The sequence below is a fragment of the Paenibacillus sabinae T27 genome (assembly GCF_000612505.1).
GTDB classification, from domain to species: domain Bacteria; phylum Bacillota; class Bacilli; order Paenibacillales; family Paenibacillaceae; genus Paenibacillus_AQ; species Paenibacillus_AQ sabinae.
This window is the reverse complement of the sequence record NZ_CP004078.1, coordinates 1,940,467-1,955,326: the sequence shown is the minus strand read 5'-3', so window position 1 is coordinate 1,955,326 and position 14,860 is coordinate 1,940,467. Positions and strand designations below refer to the sequence as shown.

General features: G+C 50.7%; 17 protein-coding genes and 2 tRNA genes. 6 read left to right on the top strand and 13 right to left on the bottom strand.

Translation table 11 applies throughout. The features are described 5' to 3' along the window. Positions 1–27: 27 nt before the first annotated feature. Positions 28–207 (top strand): small acid-soluble spore protein H, encoded by a 180-nt coding sequence (locus PSAB_RS08915; RefSeq protein WP_025334231.1) that lies wholly within the window; start codon positions 28–30, stop codon positions 205–207. A gap of 288 nt (positions 208–495) precedes the next feature. Here the strand turns inward: PSAB_RS08915 and PSAB_RS08910 are convergent, their stop codons facing one another. Beyond that, positions 496–1,674, bottom strand: a complete 1,179-nt coding sequence (locus PSAB_RS08910; protein ID WP_025334230.1) for a serine hydrolase domain-containing protein — start codon at positions 1,672–1,674, stop codon at positions 496–498. Positions 1,675–1,814: 140 nt separating this feature from the next. Here PSAB_RS08910 and PSAB_RS08905 point away from each other — a divergent pair, with 140 nt between their 5' ends. After that, positions 1,815–2,255 (top strand): Lrp/AsnC family transcriptional regulator, encoded by a 441-nt coding sequence (locus PSAB_RS08905; RefSeq protein ID WP_025334229.1) that lies wholly within the window; start codon positions 1,815–1,817, stop codon positions 2,253–2,255. Here PSAB_RS08905 and PSAB_RS08900 read toward each other — a convergent pair. The 3 genes from PSAB_RS08900 to PSAB_RS08890 form a co-directional block, all read right to left on the bottom strand. Continuing rightward, positions 2,219–3,355: an MFS transporter gene (locus tag PSAB_RS08900; RefSeq protein ID WP_084266640.1), complete on the bottom strand. Its 1,137-nt coding sequence runs from the start codon at positions 3,353–3,355 to the stop codon at positions 2,219–2,221. The two genes, PSAB_RS08905 and PSAB_RS08900, sit on opposite strands and share 37 nt — an antisense overlap. Positions 3,356–3,930: 575 nt before the next feature. After that, a complete protein-coding gene (locus PSAB_RS08895; RefSeq protein ID WP_025334227.1) occupies positions 3,931–4,401 on the bottom strand; it encodes a hypothetical protein in 471 nt (156 codons plus the stop codon). 308 nt (positions 4,402–4,709) lie between these two features. Continuing rightward, positions 4,710–5,168 carry a MarR family transcriptional regulator gene (locus PSAB_RS08890; protein ID WP_025334226.1) on the bottom strand — a complete coding sequence of 153 codons (459 nt, stop codon included), beginning with the start codon at positions 5,166–5,168 and terminating at the stop codon, positions 4,710–4,712. 111 nt (positions 5,169–5,279) lie between these two features. On the opposite strand from PSAB_RS08890, the gene PSAB_RS08885 reads away from it, so the two are divergent. The 3 genes from PSAB_RS08885 to PSAB_RS08875 are packed head-to-tail and all read left to right on the top strand — an operon-like array spanning position 5,280 to position 7,015. Continuing rightward, the gene (locus PSAB_RS08885) at positions 5,280–5,930 is read left to right on the top strand and encodes a DUF998 domain-containing protein (RefSeq protein WP_025334225.1); all 651 of its coding nucleotides are present in this window, start codon (positions 5,280–5,282) and stop codon (positions 5,928–5,930) included. 29 nt (positions 5,931–5,959) lie between these two features. Continuing rightward, a complete protein-coding gene (locus PSAB_RS08880) occupies positions 5,960–6,301 on the top strand; it encodes a DUF1801 domain-containing protein (protein WP_025334224.1) in 342 nt (113 codons plus the stop codon). A 33-nt stretch (positions 6,302–6,334) separates the two neighbouring features. Beyond that, on the top strand, positions 6,335–7,015 hold the full coding sequence (locus tag PSAB_RS08875; RefSeq protein WP_025334223.1) for a DUF998 domain-containing protein: 681 nt from the start codon (positions 6,335–6,337) through the stop codon (positions 7,013–7,015). 59 nt (positions 7,016–7,074) lie between these two features. Here the strand turns inward: PSAB_RS08875 and PSAB_RS08870 are convergent. From PSAB_RS08870 to nrdR, 3 genes are all read right to left on the bottom strand, one after another. Next, positions 7,075–7,147, bottom strand: a tRNA-Lys gene (locus PSAB_RS08870). Positions 7,148–7,159: 12 nt separating this feature from the next. Then, positions 7,160–7,235, bottom strand: a tRNA-Ala gene (locus PSAB_RS08865). Positions 7,236–7,435: 200 nt separating this feature from the next. Further along, a complete protein-coding gene (gene nrdR, locus PSAB_RS08860; RefSeq protein WP_025334222.1) occupies positions 7,436–7,912 on the bottom strand; it encodes a transcriptional regulator NrdR in 477 nt (158 codons plus the stop codon). A gap of 126 nt (positions 7,913–8,038) precedes the next feature. Between nrdR and PSAB_RS08855 the strand changes: the two genes are divergently transcribed. Continuing rightward, positions 8,039–8,269 carry an alpha/beta-type small acid-soluble spore protein gene (locus PSAB_RS08855; RefSeq protein ID WP_025334221.1) on the top strand — a complete coding sequence of 77 codons (231 nt, stop codon included), beginning with the start codon at positions 8,039–8,041 and terminating at the stop codon, positions 8,267–8,269. 81 nt (positions 8,270–8,350) lie between these two features. Here PSAB_RS08855 and PSAB_RS08850 read toward each other — a convergent pair whose 3' ends face one another. The 6 genes from PSAB_RS08850 to phoU form a co-directional block, all read right to left on the bottom strand. After that, positions 8,351–8,920 (bottom strand): lytic transglycosylase domain-containing protein, encoded by a 570-nt coding sequence (locus PSAB_RS08850; RefSeq protein WP_038595709.1) that lies wholly within the window; start codon positions 8,918–8,920, stop codon positions 8,351–8,353. Continuing rightward, positions 8,914–9,513: a dephospho-CoA kinase gene (gene coaE, locus PSAB_RS08845; RefSeq protein ID WP_025334219.1), complete on the bottom strand. Its 600-nt coding sequence runs from the start codon at positions 9,511–9,513 to the stop codon at positions 8,914–8,916. Before coaE ends, PSAB_RS08850 begins: the two co-directional genes overlap by 7 nt. A gap of 9 nt (positions 9,514–9,522) precedes the next feature. After that, positions 9,523–10,239, bottom strand: coding sequence for a manganese efflux pump (locus PSAB_RS08840; RefSeq protein WP_025334218.1), 717 nt, complete (start codon positions 10,237–10,239; stop codon positions 9,523–9,525). Positions 10,240–10,416: 177 nt separating this feature from the next. Further along, positions 10,417–11,253 carry a DNA-formamidopyrimidine glycosylase gene (mutM, locus tag PSAB_RS08835; RefSeq protein ID WP_025334217.1) on the bottom strand — a complete coding sequence of 279 codons (837 nt, stop codon included), beginning with the start codon at positions 11,251–11,253 and terminating at the stop codon, positions 10,417–10,419. Positions 11,254–11,305: 52 nt separating this feature from the next. Next, positions 11,306–13,963, bottom strand: a complete 2,658-nt coding sequence (gene polA, locus PSAB_RS08830; RefSeq protein WP_025334216.1) for a DNA polymerase I — start codon at positions 13,961–13,963, stop codon at positions 11,306–11,308. 180 nt (positions 13,964–14,143) lie between these two features. Continuing rightward, positions 14,144–14,803 (bottom strand): phosphate signaling complex protein PhoU, encoded by a 660-nt coding sequence (gene phoU / locus PSAB_RS08825; RefSeq protein ID WP_025334215.1) that lies wholly within the window; start codon positions 14,801–14,803, stop codon positions 14,144–14,146. Positions 14,804–14,860 lie beyond the last annotated feature (57 nt).

Genomic DNA, 14,860 nt, shown 5'->3' with positions numbered 1-14,860 from the left:
ATCCGAAAATTGAAGGAGGGTATAACCATGAATACGCAAAGAGCTCAAGAGATTGCGGCTTCGCCGATTATGGAAAATGTAACCTTTGAAGGGACGCCCATCTATATCCAGCATGTGGATGGAAACACCGGCATGGCCAGAATCTATCCTTTGAATCAGCCGGAAAACGAGCAAACGGTCCCCGTCGGAAACCTGATCGAGCATTAATCCGCCGCTTGCCTATGTTTTAAACTTTACCCACAAGAGGAGCACTTGAACAATTGGCCTTCTTGTGGGTAAAGAAAAGACAATGAAGATTTGACAAAAGCCCTGGCGTCATGCCAAGGGCCTAATTTATTTCCCACATTAGATTCATGGTCACATTTGACTCTCATACCCTGCTGTACTATATGTAAACATAGATAACATCAAAAAAAACAATTGGCGACCTGCAAAATTACGGTTTTACACGCTGATTATAACACTTCCCCTTCGCTTCACTTTCAAACCCCCGTTTTATGACTTCCCAAGACCTTCATAAACCGCTTCACAAAGATCTATCGTGAACTGGCCCGACATGCCTTCCAGCGCGGTATTGGTAAACGCCACGACGCTTATTTGCTTGACGGGATCAACGAACCAGGAATGCCCGTAAGTTCCGCCCATGCGCCAAGTTCCCGGCGATTCGGATGTTTGAGCGGCCACCGGATCTTTTAACACGGTAATACCTAACCCGAACCCGCGCCCTGGCCAGTAGGCCATTGGAAGATTGCCAATCTGGTTGGTGGTCATTTCCCGAACCAGCTTCTCCGGCAATAAAGGCGCTCCGCCTTTTCGCAGCGTTTCCAACAGCCGCATAAAGTCGCCCGCGCTGCCAACCATGCCAGCTCCGCCTGAAGGATACGCCGTTTGATCAAGCGCTCGGCCGGGAGCAAGCCTGAACCCCGAAGTACCTTCTATGAATGGAATGTGGTCAGAATCAAGCAGCCGGCGCGGCTCAGAAAAATCGTTGGCATAGGCAGCGGACAGCCTTAGGGGATCAACGGCAATAAACCCGGTATCCATCATGCCAAGGGGTTCAGTCACAAGAGAGCGAACGGCTTCGCCCAGCGGGGCATCGGCGGATCTGGCAATGACCGCACCGAGCACATCTGTTGCAATGGAATATTTCCACTGGGTACCAGGCTTATAGAGCAGCGGTACGGAAGCAATGCGCCGCAAATTTTCTTCCAATGAAATGCCAGCCTGATCCATACCGTCCGATACTCCGGCGTTCTCATATGAATCATGTTCCTTCTGGAAGAAACGGTAGGTCAACCCTGCCGTGTGAGTCAACAAATGCCGAATGGTGATGGCAGCAAATTCGCCATTTTGCAAACGGGGGCGAAACTCGGGCAGCCATCTGTCCACGCGGTCATCCAACCCCAGACGGCCTTGCGATACAAGCACCAGGGCAGCCGTGGAAACGATCGGTTTGGATACGGAAGCAAGCCGGAATAGAGTATTATTTTGCATGAACCGGTTGTGTTCACGATCTGCATATCCGGCAGCACGGTTATAACACTCCATTCCGTTAAGCGTAACTTGGACAACAGCGCCAACCAGCCTTTTTTCGGCAAGTGTACGATCAATGACTTCATCTATATGTGCCTGCAGCGCTTCTGTATCTCTCTTATTTAGTTCGTATTTGCTCATTTGCAGCCATCCTTTCTAACTTTCATAAATTAATTAAATCACTCATTTTACATATCAGAATCAATCCATTATGATAATTACACAGAGCAATAAAAGAAATTTTCTTTAAATGACCTTAATTTTAAAGGAGGATATTCATAATGGATCATGTGGACAAGCAAATCCTCTTCCATCTTCAAAATCAGGCAAGAATTTCAATGACAGAGCTGGGTAAAAGCGTGGGTTTGTCCCAGCCTGCCGTAACGGAACGGGTCAGACGAATGGAAGAAAAAGGCGTGATCGAAGAGTATCGCACAATCATCAATCCTGAAAATATTGGAAAAAACACAGCAGCCTATATGTTATTTCGGACTAGAGACTGCTATGCCTTTCTTGATTTCGTCCGTACATCTCCCCATGTTGCCGAGTGCCACCGCATCAGCGGAGAACACAATTATTTATTAAAAGTACAGACCGACTCTACACGCGCTCTCGAAGAGTTTGGCAATCAGTGCGACAAGTATGGAACCTATACGATCCTGATTGTCATGTCTTCACCGATCGATTATAAATTTCTCATTCCTTCTCTCGAAGAAGTGTAAGGAAATCCGTATTCTTGTGCCCGCCAGACAACAAGCAGTGCGAGGAGCAGCAGCAGAAACAAGGCCCACGGAAAGGATCGAACGCCTAGGGTTTCGAGTAAAATAGCGCCGATTATCCCGCCACCGCCGATGGCCAGATTCCATACTGTCACCAGCATCGATTGAGCCGTATCCGCATTCTCGCCAGCTGCGTCAGCTATTGCCGTCTGCAGCAGTGTAGCCGCTCCGCCAAACGTAAGTCCCCAGACCGATACCGCTAAATAAATCACAACGGGCTGACTGCTTGTGCCAAGAAGAAGGGATGCTAATGCGAAACCCGCAAGGCTGATCAATACCAATAAACGCTGCATACGATCAATCAACAGTCCGATTATCCAGATTCCGGCAACCGACGTAACACCGAAATTAAGCAGCATCAAGTCAACACGCCGGGCAAGTCCGGCCTGGGCAAGGTAAGGCGCAATATACGTGTACAAAATGTTATGAGACAACACCCATGCCAGTACTACAATCAATACGGGCCGCACCCCCGGCAAGATGATGACTTGGCGAAGGGGGAGTCTCTTATCAGCGGCCTGACCAGAGAAGTCCGGCATCTTCCAGAGCACCCAAGCAATGAGTAGCGCCGCCAGCAGCGACATGATGGCAAAAACAGAGCGCCAGCCAATAAGAACGCCGAGGAATGTTCCGGCTGGAACACCAAGCGCTAGAGCGAGAGGTGTGCCGACCATCGCCACCGCCATGGCCTTACCTTTGAGGATATCGGGCACCATACGCCGGGCATAGCCTGCTGTCATTCCCCACAAGACACCTGCAGAAACTCCAGCCAAGAAACGGGCAACCAGAGTCAGCATATAGATAGAGGATAGTGCAGTAACGCTGTTGAACACGAGAAAACCGATAATACACAGCAAGAGAAGCGGCCGCCTCCTCCAACCTCGTGTTGCGGTTGTTAAGGGAATTGCGGCGAGCAGGGAGCCGATTGCATACGAAGTGACAAGCTGGCCGGCAGCCGCCTCCGAGACTCCAAGTCCCCCGCCGATCTGGGGAAGCAAACCGGCTGGAAGCGTCTCTGTGAGGATACAGATAAACCCTGCCATGGCAAGGGCTAATAATCCGGCCCACGGAAGACGAGCAGAAGAAACTCCGCTCGCGGCCCTTTGCGTTGCTGATGTCAAATAAGGACTCAATATCAATCACCTCCTGTCATTTGTGCGGATTCATCAATCCGCTGTAGAGCAAGCAATCGCTCAGTCCAGATAAGTTTACAAAATGAATTGGTTATTTTACATACATCAATCAAGGTATATTTACACTTTTAGCTACAGTATTAAATTTAGTTTTCAGTGTTATCCTTTAATTTAAAACTCTGATATTTCATACTCCTTTAACGTGGTCAAAAGTCTTTGTATAAAATAAAAAGACCTCTGCATTCAGAAGGTCTTCAGTCATTGTGGGGCGCCTTGTGGGGTCAAGCCCTTAATCGCATCATTGGAGGCGAATTCGATCTACTTTAGGTGTCGCGGTTCCTGCAATACGACGCGATAATCGATGATATTGCCGTATCGGTCCGATTCAATACCCGAAATGGCCTTTTCTGGAAGATAACGATTCAATCGTTCGAAAATAAGCAACAATAGGTCACATCCCTTTGCATGTCACGCCGAGGGTGATGTTATGCAAACGCTGAAGCAGGTTTCGCTTGTCTTAAAAGATTCCCCAACAGGATAAACCCGGCAGAAGTTAAAGCGGAACCCGCAATAACGAATATTGAGGCCGCGCTACTCGTGTAACCCGCTGCAGCAAAAACAATCGTTCCAAGAATCAGAAATATACCAGCTTGCTTGGCGTGAGTTCCCGATTTTATTAACTGGACGCCAAGAATCAACATACCGAAGACAAACAGAAGCGGACCAGAGGTTACAATCCACTGTATCTCAGGAGCCTTAAGTACCGCTGCGGCTGCTGTGCTCGAAACGCCTACTATCTCAACGAGAACAATCACCGACACGAACATCGTGCCAAATGTTGAGAATAGTAGACTGAGCATACCGAATCGTCTTGTTCTCGTATGGTTTTCGTAAATGGATATCAGGGCAAATACCATCATCAAATGTGCAACCAATACGAGGTTCTTGGCAATCACAATTAAGGTGACGCTCGATGAAATCTCTTCGAGTAAATGCGCGGCAAACAGAAGCAGTCCCTATACGATGGAAGCAAAGCTTCCGAATTCACGAATGGATACGTTAAGATTCATGAATAATTCCTCCCTTAAGTTAATTAACAAACTAATGATATTAGTTTTATTTTAAACTAATTACATTAGTTTATCAAGCGGTTTTTCATTTTCTTAATTTAAGCCGATGAACTGCTGTCTTACCTCAAAAAAAATAGACCGCCCTCGATAAAGATAAAGGTAGCGATCTATTTCTGCCATCCGAAAAATATTAATTACTTTGCCATATGGGTTTGTATCATCGTGTTGCACCGATTGACAAAATCCAAGATGACGGATAATTCTTCATCTGAATATTTACATAAAATTTGAATCGTATCGTTCAAGGCAGCTTCAAATTTGGCGTCGATATGTTGTAATTTTGATGGAACTTTGTGAACAAGAACTTTTCTTTTATCCTCCGGGTCCTTCTCCCGCTTTACATATCCAGCTTTCTCCAGCCGATTGATTATTCCGGTCACTGCACCTGTCGTCAACCCGGTATAATCTGTAATTTGTCCTGCCGTTAGGGGGCCGTTTCGTATGATGTGATCCAAACATTTATGATCTGTAGCGTTAAGACCGTACGATTCCGCAATGGATGTGTCAAACAATATGGTATTTGTGCTGTTTTGGCGTAATGCGGCAAGAAGCTCTCGTTGAATTGGAGAGAGGGCAGAAAGTTTGCTTGACATAAATACCAGCTCCGAATATGATTTATTTATCTTAGTTTAGTAAGATAAGATATATGGTACGATTATAACACATTTCAATCTAACAGAAAATTTTAATGGAGATGTGAACAGATGTCTACAGTATGGAACAAAAGATTGTTGAAGTTGGGAATTATTGCTCCGATTTCCCTTAATGTTGTAGCTACAGTTGACGCATTGACAAGACCAGAATTCAACCCTGTTCGCCATTGGATCAGTCATCAGAGTCTGGGCGAGCGAGGCTGGCTTGGGACATGGAATCTGCTTCTCTCCGGAACGTTGATTATCGTTTTTGCCATCGTGCTTAGATTAACCATTCACTCAGGCAAGGGCGCGGTGTGGGGCTCCATTTTTATGGGAACGTTCGGATTAGGGTTGCTGATCGCTGCCTTATTCCCCATAGACCCAGGGCTGGACTGGCCTCCCGGTATACCGGCAAGCCGCAGCGTATCAGGCCAAATCCACGATATCGGAGGAACGATGGTATTTGGTTCATTAATTGCCGTTTGCCTTGCCATGTCAAGTAAATTCAAGGAAAGCCCTGATTGGAAAAGATGGAGAATTTATTCCATTCTCTCGGCAGTCGCCGTATTCGCATCTTTTGTTCTATGCAGCGTTTTTGTTGCCTTGGACTTCTCCAATGTGATGCCGAGTGCGCCAAGCGGTCTCTTTGAACGGATTTCTATGGCTGCAGGGTGCCTGTGGATCGTGCTTCTAACCCTTCGTCTACTGGATAACAAGTAAATCAAAATATCAACGAAAGAGGAGATTCTATGAACCAGGAAGTGACCGACTTTATTAACAATGTAAATCAATCGTGGCAGGCCAATGTGTGCAACCAGCTTCGACAGATCGTACACGTATCGATTCCGGGTGTAGAGGAACGGATTCAATACCGCAAACCTCATTTTTTGAAAAATGGCAAATATGCTGCTGTGATCACGACAGCAAAGGAAACCGTAAGTTTTACAATCTTTAACGCCGCTGGTCTCATATTGCCGGATGGTTTGTTTGAAGGCCCTTCTGAAAGAAAGACGATCAAAATCCGTGATGGTCAGACGGTTGACTACGAACTATTGACGAAGCTCTTGGAACAAGCGTCCAGTTCCTTGTGAACCATTCTTTTTTCAAAATAAGGAGGCTTATATATGCAAGCTGTTACAACTAAGCCTGGTACGCCGATCTCACAAACCGCTGCGCGATTTTCATGGGCGGCAGCCGTTTTGTCCCTGATATTACTTGCCGCTCTGCACTTCTTGAAACCGGAGTTTGATCCTTCGTGGCGAATGGTTAGCGAATATGCGATTGGGCGTAACGGCTGGGTCATGGATATCGCGTTTCTTTCCTTATCGGTTAGCTGTGTCGCCTTATTCGTTGCGATCCGCCCGCAAATACGGACTACCGGCGGTTATATCGGGCAGACTTTACTGTTGATTAGTGCAGCCGCTATTGCCACTGCAGCCTTTTTTACCATTGATCCCATAACGGCAAGCAAGGATGCCTTGACAACACATGGCAATCTTCATGGTTTAGCGTCTATGATCGGCAACCCCGGCCTTACAATTGCTGCTATACTCATTAGCCGGAGTTTGATTCCCGAGCAATCTTGGTCCCCGTCCCGGCGATTGCTTCTATGGACGTCCAACCTAATTTGGATATGTCTTCTGTTGATGCTATTGACTTTAGCCGTCACACTCCCGCAAAGCGGAGGTAAGTTCGGTCCGAACGTGCTAATCGGATGGCCCAATCGGCTTCTAATGGTAGCATATTGTACATGGCTGATGTCGGTCGCTTGGCACGCGTTAAAGTTGTACAGTCAAAGATCCTAACAGAATACAAAAATTGAAACCAAAACAAAAGAACGGCATCGCTGCCGTTCTTTCTTGTATGGACTCTCAGGGACTCGAACCCTGGACCAATTGATTAAGAGTCAACTGCTCTACCAACTGAGCTAAGAGTCCATATAATATTTTTGGTGGAGCCTAGGGGGATCGAACCCCTGACCTCATCGCTGCCAGCGATGCGCTCTCCCAGCTGAGCTAAGGCCCCATGTTATCTAAATCCGATATGTATGCATCGGCTTCTTGGTGTCTTCTGCAGCATCATGTCTCGCAGCCGACTTCTATATCATATAAAATTACGGGCTATGTGTCAACAGTTATTTTAAAAAATATTTTGCGGGACATGCACCGGATTGTCATCCGGTGGAGTAAGGAGAATGGAGAGTGGACAAACTGTAAAGCCTGGGCTTACAGTCCGTCCGTCTCTGAAGGATTTTTGGACAAGAGGGCCTTTAATTCCTTCATGAACATACTGATGTCTTTAAACTGGCGATATACGGATGCGAAGCGGACATAAGCCACCTCGTCCACCGGGTAGAGCTGCTCCATGACAAGCTCGCCGATCTGCTGGCTATCGACCTCGGCTACCGCGATGCCGCGCAGCGATTTCTCGACCTCGGAGACGATCATCTCGAGCCGCTCGACGGATACGGGGCGTTTTTCGCAGGCGCGGATGAGGCCCCGGAGTATTTTGTCGCGGCTGAACTCTTCGCGGCTGCCGTCCTTTTTGATAACGATCAGTGGAGTCTCTTCCACCATCTCGAACGTGGTGAAGCGCCGGCTGCACCTCTCGCACTCCCGCCTGCGGCGGATCGATTTATTTTCATTGGCTGGACGTGAATCGAGCACTTTGGTGTTGGTATGGTCGCAGTATGGGCATTTCATGATCCGATCACTTCCTTTGCAAAGATTATAGGTTTTACTTTTCCAGAAAACACCTTTAATTATGAGTTATGAATGTTGCATGTCCGGCACATAATACAGTTACCAACCGATAGGAGGTGAACAGAAATGGCACAAGCAAGCAATGGTCAATCCAGCACCAATAACCTTGTCGTACCAAGAGCGAATGCAGCTTTGGAGCAACTGAAATATGAAGTTGCTCAAGAACTTGGTATCACTCTTTCTCCGGATGGATATCAAGGCAATAAAACTTCTTATGAGAACGGTTCGATCGGGGGTTACATTACGAAACGTCTTGTAACCCTGGCTGAACAACAACTGGCAGGTCAATTCCAATAATCTGCCCAAATAAGCTTGCCGAAGAAGTGCTGAACGGTCCGAAGCGGCTGTCGGCACTTCTTTTCTCGTGAACGGCCAACACTAAAAGATATTTCCGTAAATCTCCGTATACTGATTGTAATAGTAAATCACGCGCTGCACATAGTGGCGGGTTTCACCGAACGGAATGCTCTTGATGTCCTCTTCGCTTCCGTTCCAAGAGCCTTCCTTAAGCCAACGTTGCACCTTGCCGGGACCTGCATTATAGGCCGCAATGACCGCTGTACGGTTGCCGTCAAACTCATCGGATAAGGTATGCAAATACCAGGCGCCCAGCTCGATATTGGCAGAAGGCTCATTCTTCAGCCTGCTCATCGAGACATCAGGGAGCTTGGCCTGTTCGAGGGCCCATTTGGCGGTATCCGGCATAAGCTGCATCAGCCCGATGGCTCCCTTTTTCGACTCGCGTCCGGTCTTGTAGTTCGTCTCTACCCGAATGATGGCCGCAATGAGATAAGGATCAACCTCATATGTGGAGCTGTGCCTGCGGATTTCTTCCTTATAATAGATCGGGTAGAACCAGGACATCCAATTGGTGCTGAGAAACAGGATTGCCGTAAAGCCGAGGAACAGCAGCAGCAGAACTCTTTTTTTACGAAGCCAATTTAGCATGGCAGACCCAGCCTGTCCCACAAAACGGCGATCTGCCGCTCAGTGTCGGCCACATCCCCGCTGTTATTGATGACAAAATCCGCTTTGGCGCGCTTCAGCTCGATATCCATTTGCGAATCCAGACGGGCTTCCGCCTGCTCCCGCGTCAGTCCGTTTCGTTTTATCAAGCGCTCAAGCTGTATATCGCGCGGCACATAAACGACCAAAATCCGTTCAAACATATCCTCCTGTCCCGACTCGTAGAGCAGCGGAATATCGGCAATAACCAGACGTTCCGGCGCTTCCCGGTCGAAGGCCTGCATCCGTTCGCGGGTTATCCGGCGGATGGCCGGATGTGTCATTCCATTCAGAGCCTTGAGGGCTTCAGGATCATTAAATACAATTTCCCCCAGCTTGGTGCGGTTTAGCGTTCCGTCAGAGAGCAATATCCCCTCGCCAAAATACTTCACAACGGCGGCCAGCACCTCGTGTCCGGGGAGCATGACCTCCCGGGCAATGGCGTCGGCGTCGACGACCTTTGCCCCCTTCTCGGCGAGAATGGCGGACACGGTGCTTTTTCCGGAGGCAATTCCTCCGGTTAAGCCCATAATCATGTTTTCACCTCATAACAGCTTCAATATTCCTATGGCAATCAAGAGCAGAGCCGGCAGCACCGAGGCGCGCTTCATCCAGACGCTTCCGGCAAAACGCAGTCCCGTGTTCAGCCCCAGAACCAGAATGCTGCCGCTGAACAGGGCGATCACAAGCGACGTCCAGAGCGGATTAAATCCGAGGAGCGCGGCCCCGAGGCCCGCCCCGAAAGCGTCGAGCGAAAGCGCAATGCCCAGAACGAGCGCCTCTGTAGAGGAGATGCTGCCCGATTGGTCCATGTCGGCTGAAGACGGCGTACGCAATATTTGAATGACAATTCCCAGTCTTCGAAGCTCCCAGGAAAATACTGCCGAGCTGTCAGGCTCTGCTTTCGCTGCTCCATCCGCCAAAGCCGGAAGCTCCTCGCTGTCTTTGGCGACGGTTCCGAGGGCGGCCTCATCATCCGGCTTCCCCTCCTTCTGCATCATCAGCTGCACCAAAGACCAGCAGCCCATCAGAAGTATGATAACCGCCCCGAACAGGGAAGCGAGATGCGGTGAAACGATTTTGGCCAGCAGCGAGCCAACCTGCATCGACACACACATCACAACACCGGAACAGAACGAGATGATGAGAACGGAAAGCAGAGGTATTTTCAATTTGCGCAATCCGTATGTAATGCCGACACCGAAACCGTCCAGACTCAGGGCAAAAGCCAGCAGCAGCAGCGAAAAAATGGGGCTGATCACCCGCAATCCCTCCCGTTGAAGAACCTGCGCCTCCGTAACCACCGGGAAGCGGCCGTTCGCAATTGTAGCATTCTTCACCCAGTATATGGGCGGGATGGGCTATGAGTGTCAACCTTCATGAAAAATCGTGAAATCTGAAGAAAACCGGCGCAAATCAATCCGGTATTAACATCAGGTTCAAGTTAAAAGCGGCGGCTGGCAGCTTGGGCAAAAATGGGTGCCCCGTCCCCCTACTACGCTTTTCTCCACCTTCGAACCGCAGGTGTAGCAGATGGCGTCTTTGCGCCCGTATATCCGCAACTGATGCTGGTACGAGCCGCTCTCGCCCTGCCCGTTCACGTACGACTTCACGGAGGAGCCGCCGGCATTCACCGCTTCCGACAGCGTAGAGACAATCGCCTGATGAAGACGACTGAGTTCCTCTGCGGAGAGGGATTTGGCGCTTCTCTTCGGATGAATGCCGGCCAGATGCAGGGACTCATCCACATAAATATTGCCGATGCCGACCACATATGCCTGATTGAGCAGCAGGGGCTTGATTTTTGTATTTTTCCCGGCAGCCAGATCCTTAAACGCTTCGATTGTAAATTCCGGACTCAGCGGCTCCAGTCCCAGCTTGTTCAGCGGGGGGAGCTCAAGATCCTCTCCGGGCAGAAAAAGATCCATCGTGCCGAACTGCCTTACATCCGTATAGCGAAGCTCGGTTCCATCGTCAAAGTAAAAAATAACATGCGTATGCTTATCTAAAGGCTCTCCCGCCGCAAACAATCCGTACCGCCCTTCCATCCGCAGATGGGAGACGAGCACCAGACCGTCCAGCAGAAAGCGCAAAAATTTGCCGCGGCGCTCCACACGTTCGATCGTATGGCCTTCCAGTAACGTCTCAAATATTCGAATATCGTCCGGCCGCCGGATAATGCGGGGCAGACGAACGGTGACTTTGTGTATCTTTTTTCCTTGCACCAAGGTGTTCAGTGTTCTCTTGACGGTCTCTACTTCCGGTAATTCCGGCATGATGTCCTCACCTCTACTCCATTATACCGGATAAGCAGGGGACGCGGGACCTTTATTTCGCTTCATACCAGTCTGCCCCGTAACTGACCTCTGCCTTGAGCGGAACGGACAGCTGCAGCGCGCCTTCCATGACCTCGGGCACAAGCTTCTTCATCGTCTCCAGCTCTTCCTCCGGCACCTCGAATACCAATTCGTCATGTACCTGCAGCAGCATGCGGCTCTTCAGCCTCTGCTTGAACAAGGCCTGGTCCATATGGATCATCGCCAGCTTGATGATATCGGCAGCGGTCCCTTGAATCGGTGTGTTCATCGCTGTCCGTTCTGCGAAGGAACGCAGGTTGAAGTTGCTCGCATTGATCTCGGGCAGGTAGCGGCGGCGTTCCAGCAGCGTGGTGACATAGCCCGATTTGCGCGCTTCCCGGACAATCTCGTCCATGTAGCGGCGCACGCCCTGGAATACCTCGAAATATTGCTCGATGAATCTTGCGGCTTCCTTCCGGGTGATATTCAGGTTCTGGGAAAGCCCGTAATCGCTGATGCCGTACACAATCCCGAAATTAACCGCCTTGGCGGAGCGGCGCATGTTGGCGTCTACCGCATCGGCAGGCACGCCGAATACGTCCATAGCCGTCTTGGTATGAATATCCATGTCATGCAAAAAGGCTTCCTTCAGCCTTGCGTCGTCCGAAATATGCGCAAGCACCCGCAGCTCAATCTGCGAATAGTCAGCCGCGAGAATCGACCAGCCCGGCTCGGAGGGCACGAAAACTTTACGGATTTTGCGGCCTTCCTCCAGCCGGATCGGAATGTTCTGCAGGTTGGGGAACTGGCTGCTCAGCCGTCCGGTCGCCGCGATCGTCTGGCGGTAGAAGGTATGGACCTTGCCCGTGGACGGGGCAATTTCCTTGAGCAGCCCCTCCACGTAGGTGGACTGCAGCTTGGCAAGCGTGCGGTACTGCAAAATATTCCGCACGATTTCATGGTAAGGCTCCAGCTTCTCCAGCACTTCGGCATCTGTGGAGTAACCGGTCTTCGTCTTCTTGATGACAGGCAGACCCAGCTTGTCGAACAAAATCTCCCCGAGCTGCTTCGTCGAATTCAAATTGAATTCCGTGCCGGCGATTTCATAGATTTGCTCAACAAGACCGGAGATCGTGCCTTCGAACTCCCGTCCCAGCTCCTTAAGTCCGTCTGTGTTGACGGAAATCCCCTGCTTCTCCATGTCCGCCAGAATGCGCGACAGCGGCATTTCGAGATCGTGGAACAGCTTAGGCATGGCTGTATCGGCCAAATCCTTCTCCTGCTTCGGCACAAGTCCAAGCACAGCCGCGCTCTTGGCAGCGACATGCGCGCTCAGAATGTCCAGCTCCGGCACCTTGTATTTCGCTCCCTTGCCAAATACCTCCTCGTCCGGCGCAAGGCGCGGCAGGCCGTATTTGGCAACAAGGTCGCTGAGGTTCTGGTTCGCCTCGGTTGGGTCGAGCAGGTAAGCGGCGAGCTGCACATCATGCGCCGCTCCGGCAAAAAGAATGCCCTGCCAGTGCAGCGCCAAATCGGCACGGTGCAGATCATAGCCGTTCTTCGGCGCCTGCTCGTCGGCAAGCCAATCGCGCAATGCCGCCGCCGCTTCGCTCTTAAGCAGCTCGAACGGCACAAAATAATGCCGCTCCGGCGTCGACACCGAGAGACCGATCACTTCTGCCCGGTGCGGGTTCTCGCCGTTCGTCTCGATATGCAGCGCCTTGACATCCTTGAGCGCGGCCGCAAGCGCTTCAAGCTCCGCTTCGCCTGCAATGACGATGTCCAGGTCGACGGCTTTGGGAGCGGTCTCTTCGTTCACAGGAGCGCTCCCGCTCAAAGACAGCCGCTCCAGCAGCGACTTGAATTCCAGCTTCGCCAGCGCGGGACCGGCACTGTCGCTCTTCAGGCCGTGAAAGGCCATGTCTTCCCAGGAATGCGTCAGCGGCACCTCGCGGAATATGGTTGCCAGCTTTTTGCTCATTATGGCGTCTTCCGCATGCGCCTCCAGCTTTTCCTTCATTTTGCCTTTCAGCTCGCCTGTTCCCGCAAGCACGCCTTCCACCGAGCCGAACTGGTGCAGGAGCTTGAGCGCGGTCTTCTCACCGACACCCGGCACGCCGGGAATGTTGTCACTCGCATCGCCCATCAGGCCCTTAAGGTCGATGATCTGCTGCGGCGTCAAATCATATTTTTCACGGATTTGCTCCGGACCGTACAGCTCAATATCGGTAACCCCTTTACGGATCAGCGCGATGGTCGTATGCTCCGACGCCAGCTGCAGCATATCCTTATCCCCCGATACGATCATCACCTGACGCCCCGCCTCATCTGCCTGACGGGAGATGCTGCCAATGATGTCATCCGCCTCATAGTTCTCGATCTCAAACTGCGAAACGCCAAGATCGCGCAGCAGGTCCTTCAGCAGGGGGAACTGCTCCGACAGCTCCGGCGGAGTCTTCTGTCGTCCCCCTTTGTACTCCTGGTAGCCCTCATGCCGGAAGGTGATCTTCCCCGCGTCGAAAGCGACGATCAGATGACTCGGCTTGTGTTCCTCGATGAGGCGCAGCAGCATCGTCGTAAAGCCGTATACGGCATTTGTCTGCTGGCCCGCCGTATTGGTCAGCGGAGGCATGGCGAAGAATGCGCGGTAAATTACATTATTTCCATCTATTAGAATCAGCTTGTCCATTATGCACCTCGTCTTCAATAGCTTATCCTTAACATCTTACCACATGGTCATAGCCCCACAAAGTGCCGCGTCGGCTTCAAGGGGATATAAAAGAAGAAAGCGCCCGGCCGCCTGACGGCAGCGGTGCGCTTTCTTCTTTTATATAGGTTCCGTGTTTCCGGCGCCGCTTACGGGCCGATTCTACCGGTTCAAATCCGGACGCTTGCCCGTTACCAGATAAACGACGCTTTCGCCAATATTGGTTGCATGATCAGCGATACGCTCGATGTACCGTCCGACCAGCGTCAGCAGCATCGCCTGGGATACGGCATCAGGCTTCTTGATCATGTAGGAGTACAGCTCATTGATCATCGCGCTGTACAGATGATCGACCTGATCGTCATCCAGCGCCATTTTATGCGCCAGATCGGTGTTCTCGTCCAGATAAGCTGTAATCGCTTCCGTCGTCATGAGCTTGACAATTTCCGCCATACGCGGAATATCTACCAGCGGCTTGATCAGCTCCTGGCCCTGAATGCGCAGGGTTACCTTCGCTACGTCCAGCGCAAGATCTCCCATCCGCTCAAGATCGCTCGATATTTTGAAGGCTACGATAATTCTTCGCAAATCCTTGGCTACCGGCTGCTGCGTTATGATGAGACGCGAACCGATATCCATAATCTTCTCTTCCATCGCATTGAGATGAACGTCAGCTGCGACGATTTCCTGCGCCCGGGTTGTATCCTGATGCTGAAGAGAAAGCACGGCGCCTTCCAGCGCGTCGATAACATGCTCGCCCATTTCACGCAAAAGGCTCCGGAGCTCCTCAAGGTTTTTATCAAATTCCAATCTTCGGATCATAAAGTAATGGCTCCTCCTCGAATCTATAGGTCTTCCGTCAGACTAAGAACCGCATTC

Excerpts from the sequence above, each read along its gene's own strand:
- PSAB_RS08890 (WP_025334226.1), bottom strand. The coding sequence starts at position 5,168 with ATGTCAAGCAAACTTTCTGCCCTCTCTCCAATTCAACGAGAGCTTCTT.
- nrdR (WP_025334222.1), bottom strand. The coding sequence starts at position 7,912 with ATGAAATGCCCATACTGCGACCATACCAACACCAAAGTGCTCGATTCA.
- phoU (WP_025334215.1), bottom strand. The coding sequence starts at position 14,803 with ATGATCCGAAGATTGGAATTTGATAAAAACCTTGAGGAGCTCCGGAGC.
- PSAB_RS08885 (WP_025334225.1), top strand. The coding sequence starts at position 5,280 with ATGTCTACAGTATGGAACAAAAGATTGTTGAAGTTGGGAATTATTGCT.
- coaE (WP_025334219.1), bottom strand. The coding sequence starts at position 9,513 with ATGATTATGGGCTTAACCGGAGGAATTGCCTCCGGAAAAAGCACCGTG.
- PSAB_RS08850 (WP_038595709.1), bottom strand. The coding sequence starts at position 8,920 with ATGCTAAATTGGCTTCGTAAAAAAAGAGTTCTGCTGCTGCTGTTCCTC.
- PSAB_RS08855 (WP_025334221.1), top strand. The coding sequence starts at position 8,039 with ATGGCACAAGCAAGCAATGGTCAATCCAGCACCAATAACCTTGTCGTA.
- PSAB_RS08900 (WP_084266640.1), bottom strand. The coding sequence starts at position 3,355 with ATGGCAGGGTTTATCTGTATCCTCACAGAGACGCTTCCAGCCGGTTTG.
- PSAB_RS08915 (WP_025334231.1), top strand. The coding sequence starts at position 28 with ATGAATACGCAAAGAGCTCAAGAGATTGCGGCTTCGCCGATTATGGAA.
- polA (WP_025334216.1), bottom strand. The coding sequence starts at position 13,963 with ATGGACAAGCTGATTCTAATAGATGGAAATAATGTAATTTACCGCGCA.
- PSAB_RS08875 (WP_025334223.1), top strand. The coding sequence starts at position 6,335 with ATGCAAGCTGTTACAACTAAGCCTGGTACGCCGATCTCACAAACCGCT.
- PSAB_RS08880 (WP_025334224.1), top strand. The coding sequence starts at position 5,960 with ATGAACCAGGAAGTGACCGACTTTATTAACAATGTAAATCAATCGTGG.
- PSAB_RS08910 (WP_025334230.1), bottom strand. The coding sequence starts at position 1,674 with ATGAGCAAATACGAACTAAATAAGAGAGATACAGAAGCGCTGCAGGCA.
- PSAB_RS08905 (WP_025334229.1), top strand. The coding sequence starts at position 1,815 with ATGGATCATGTGGACAAGCAAATCCTCTTCCATCTTCAAAATCAGGCA.
- mutM (WP_025334217.1), bottom strand. The coding sequence starts at position 11,253 with ATGCCGGAATTACCGGAAGTAGAGACCGTCAAGAGAACACTGAACACC.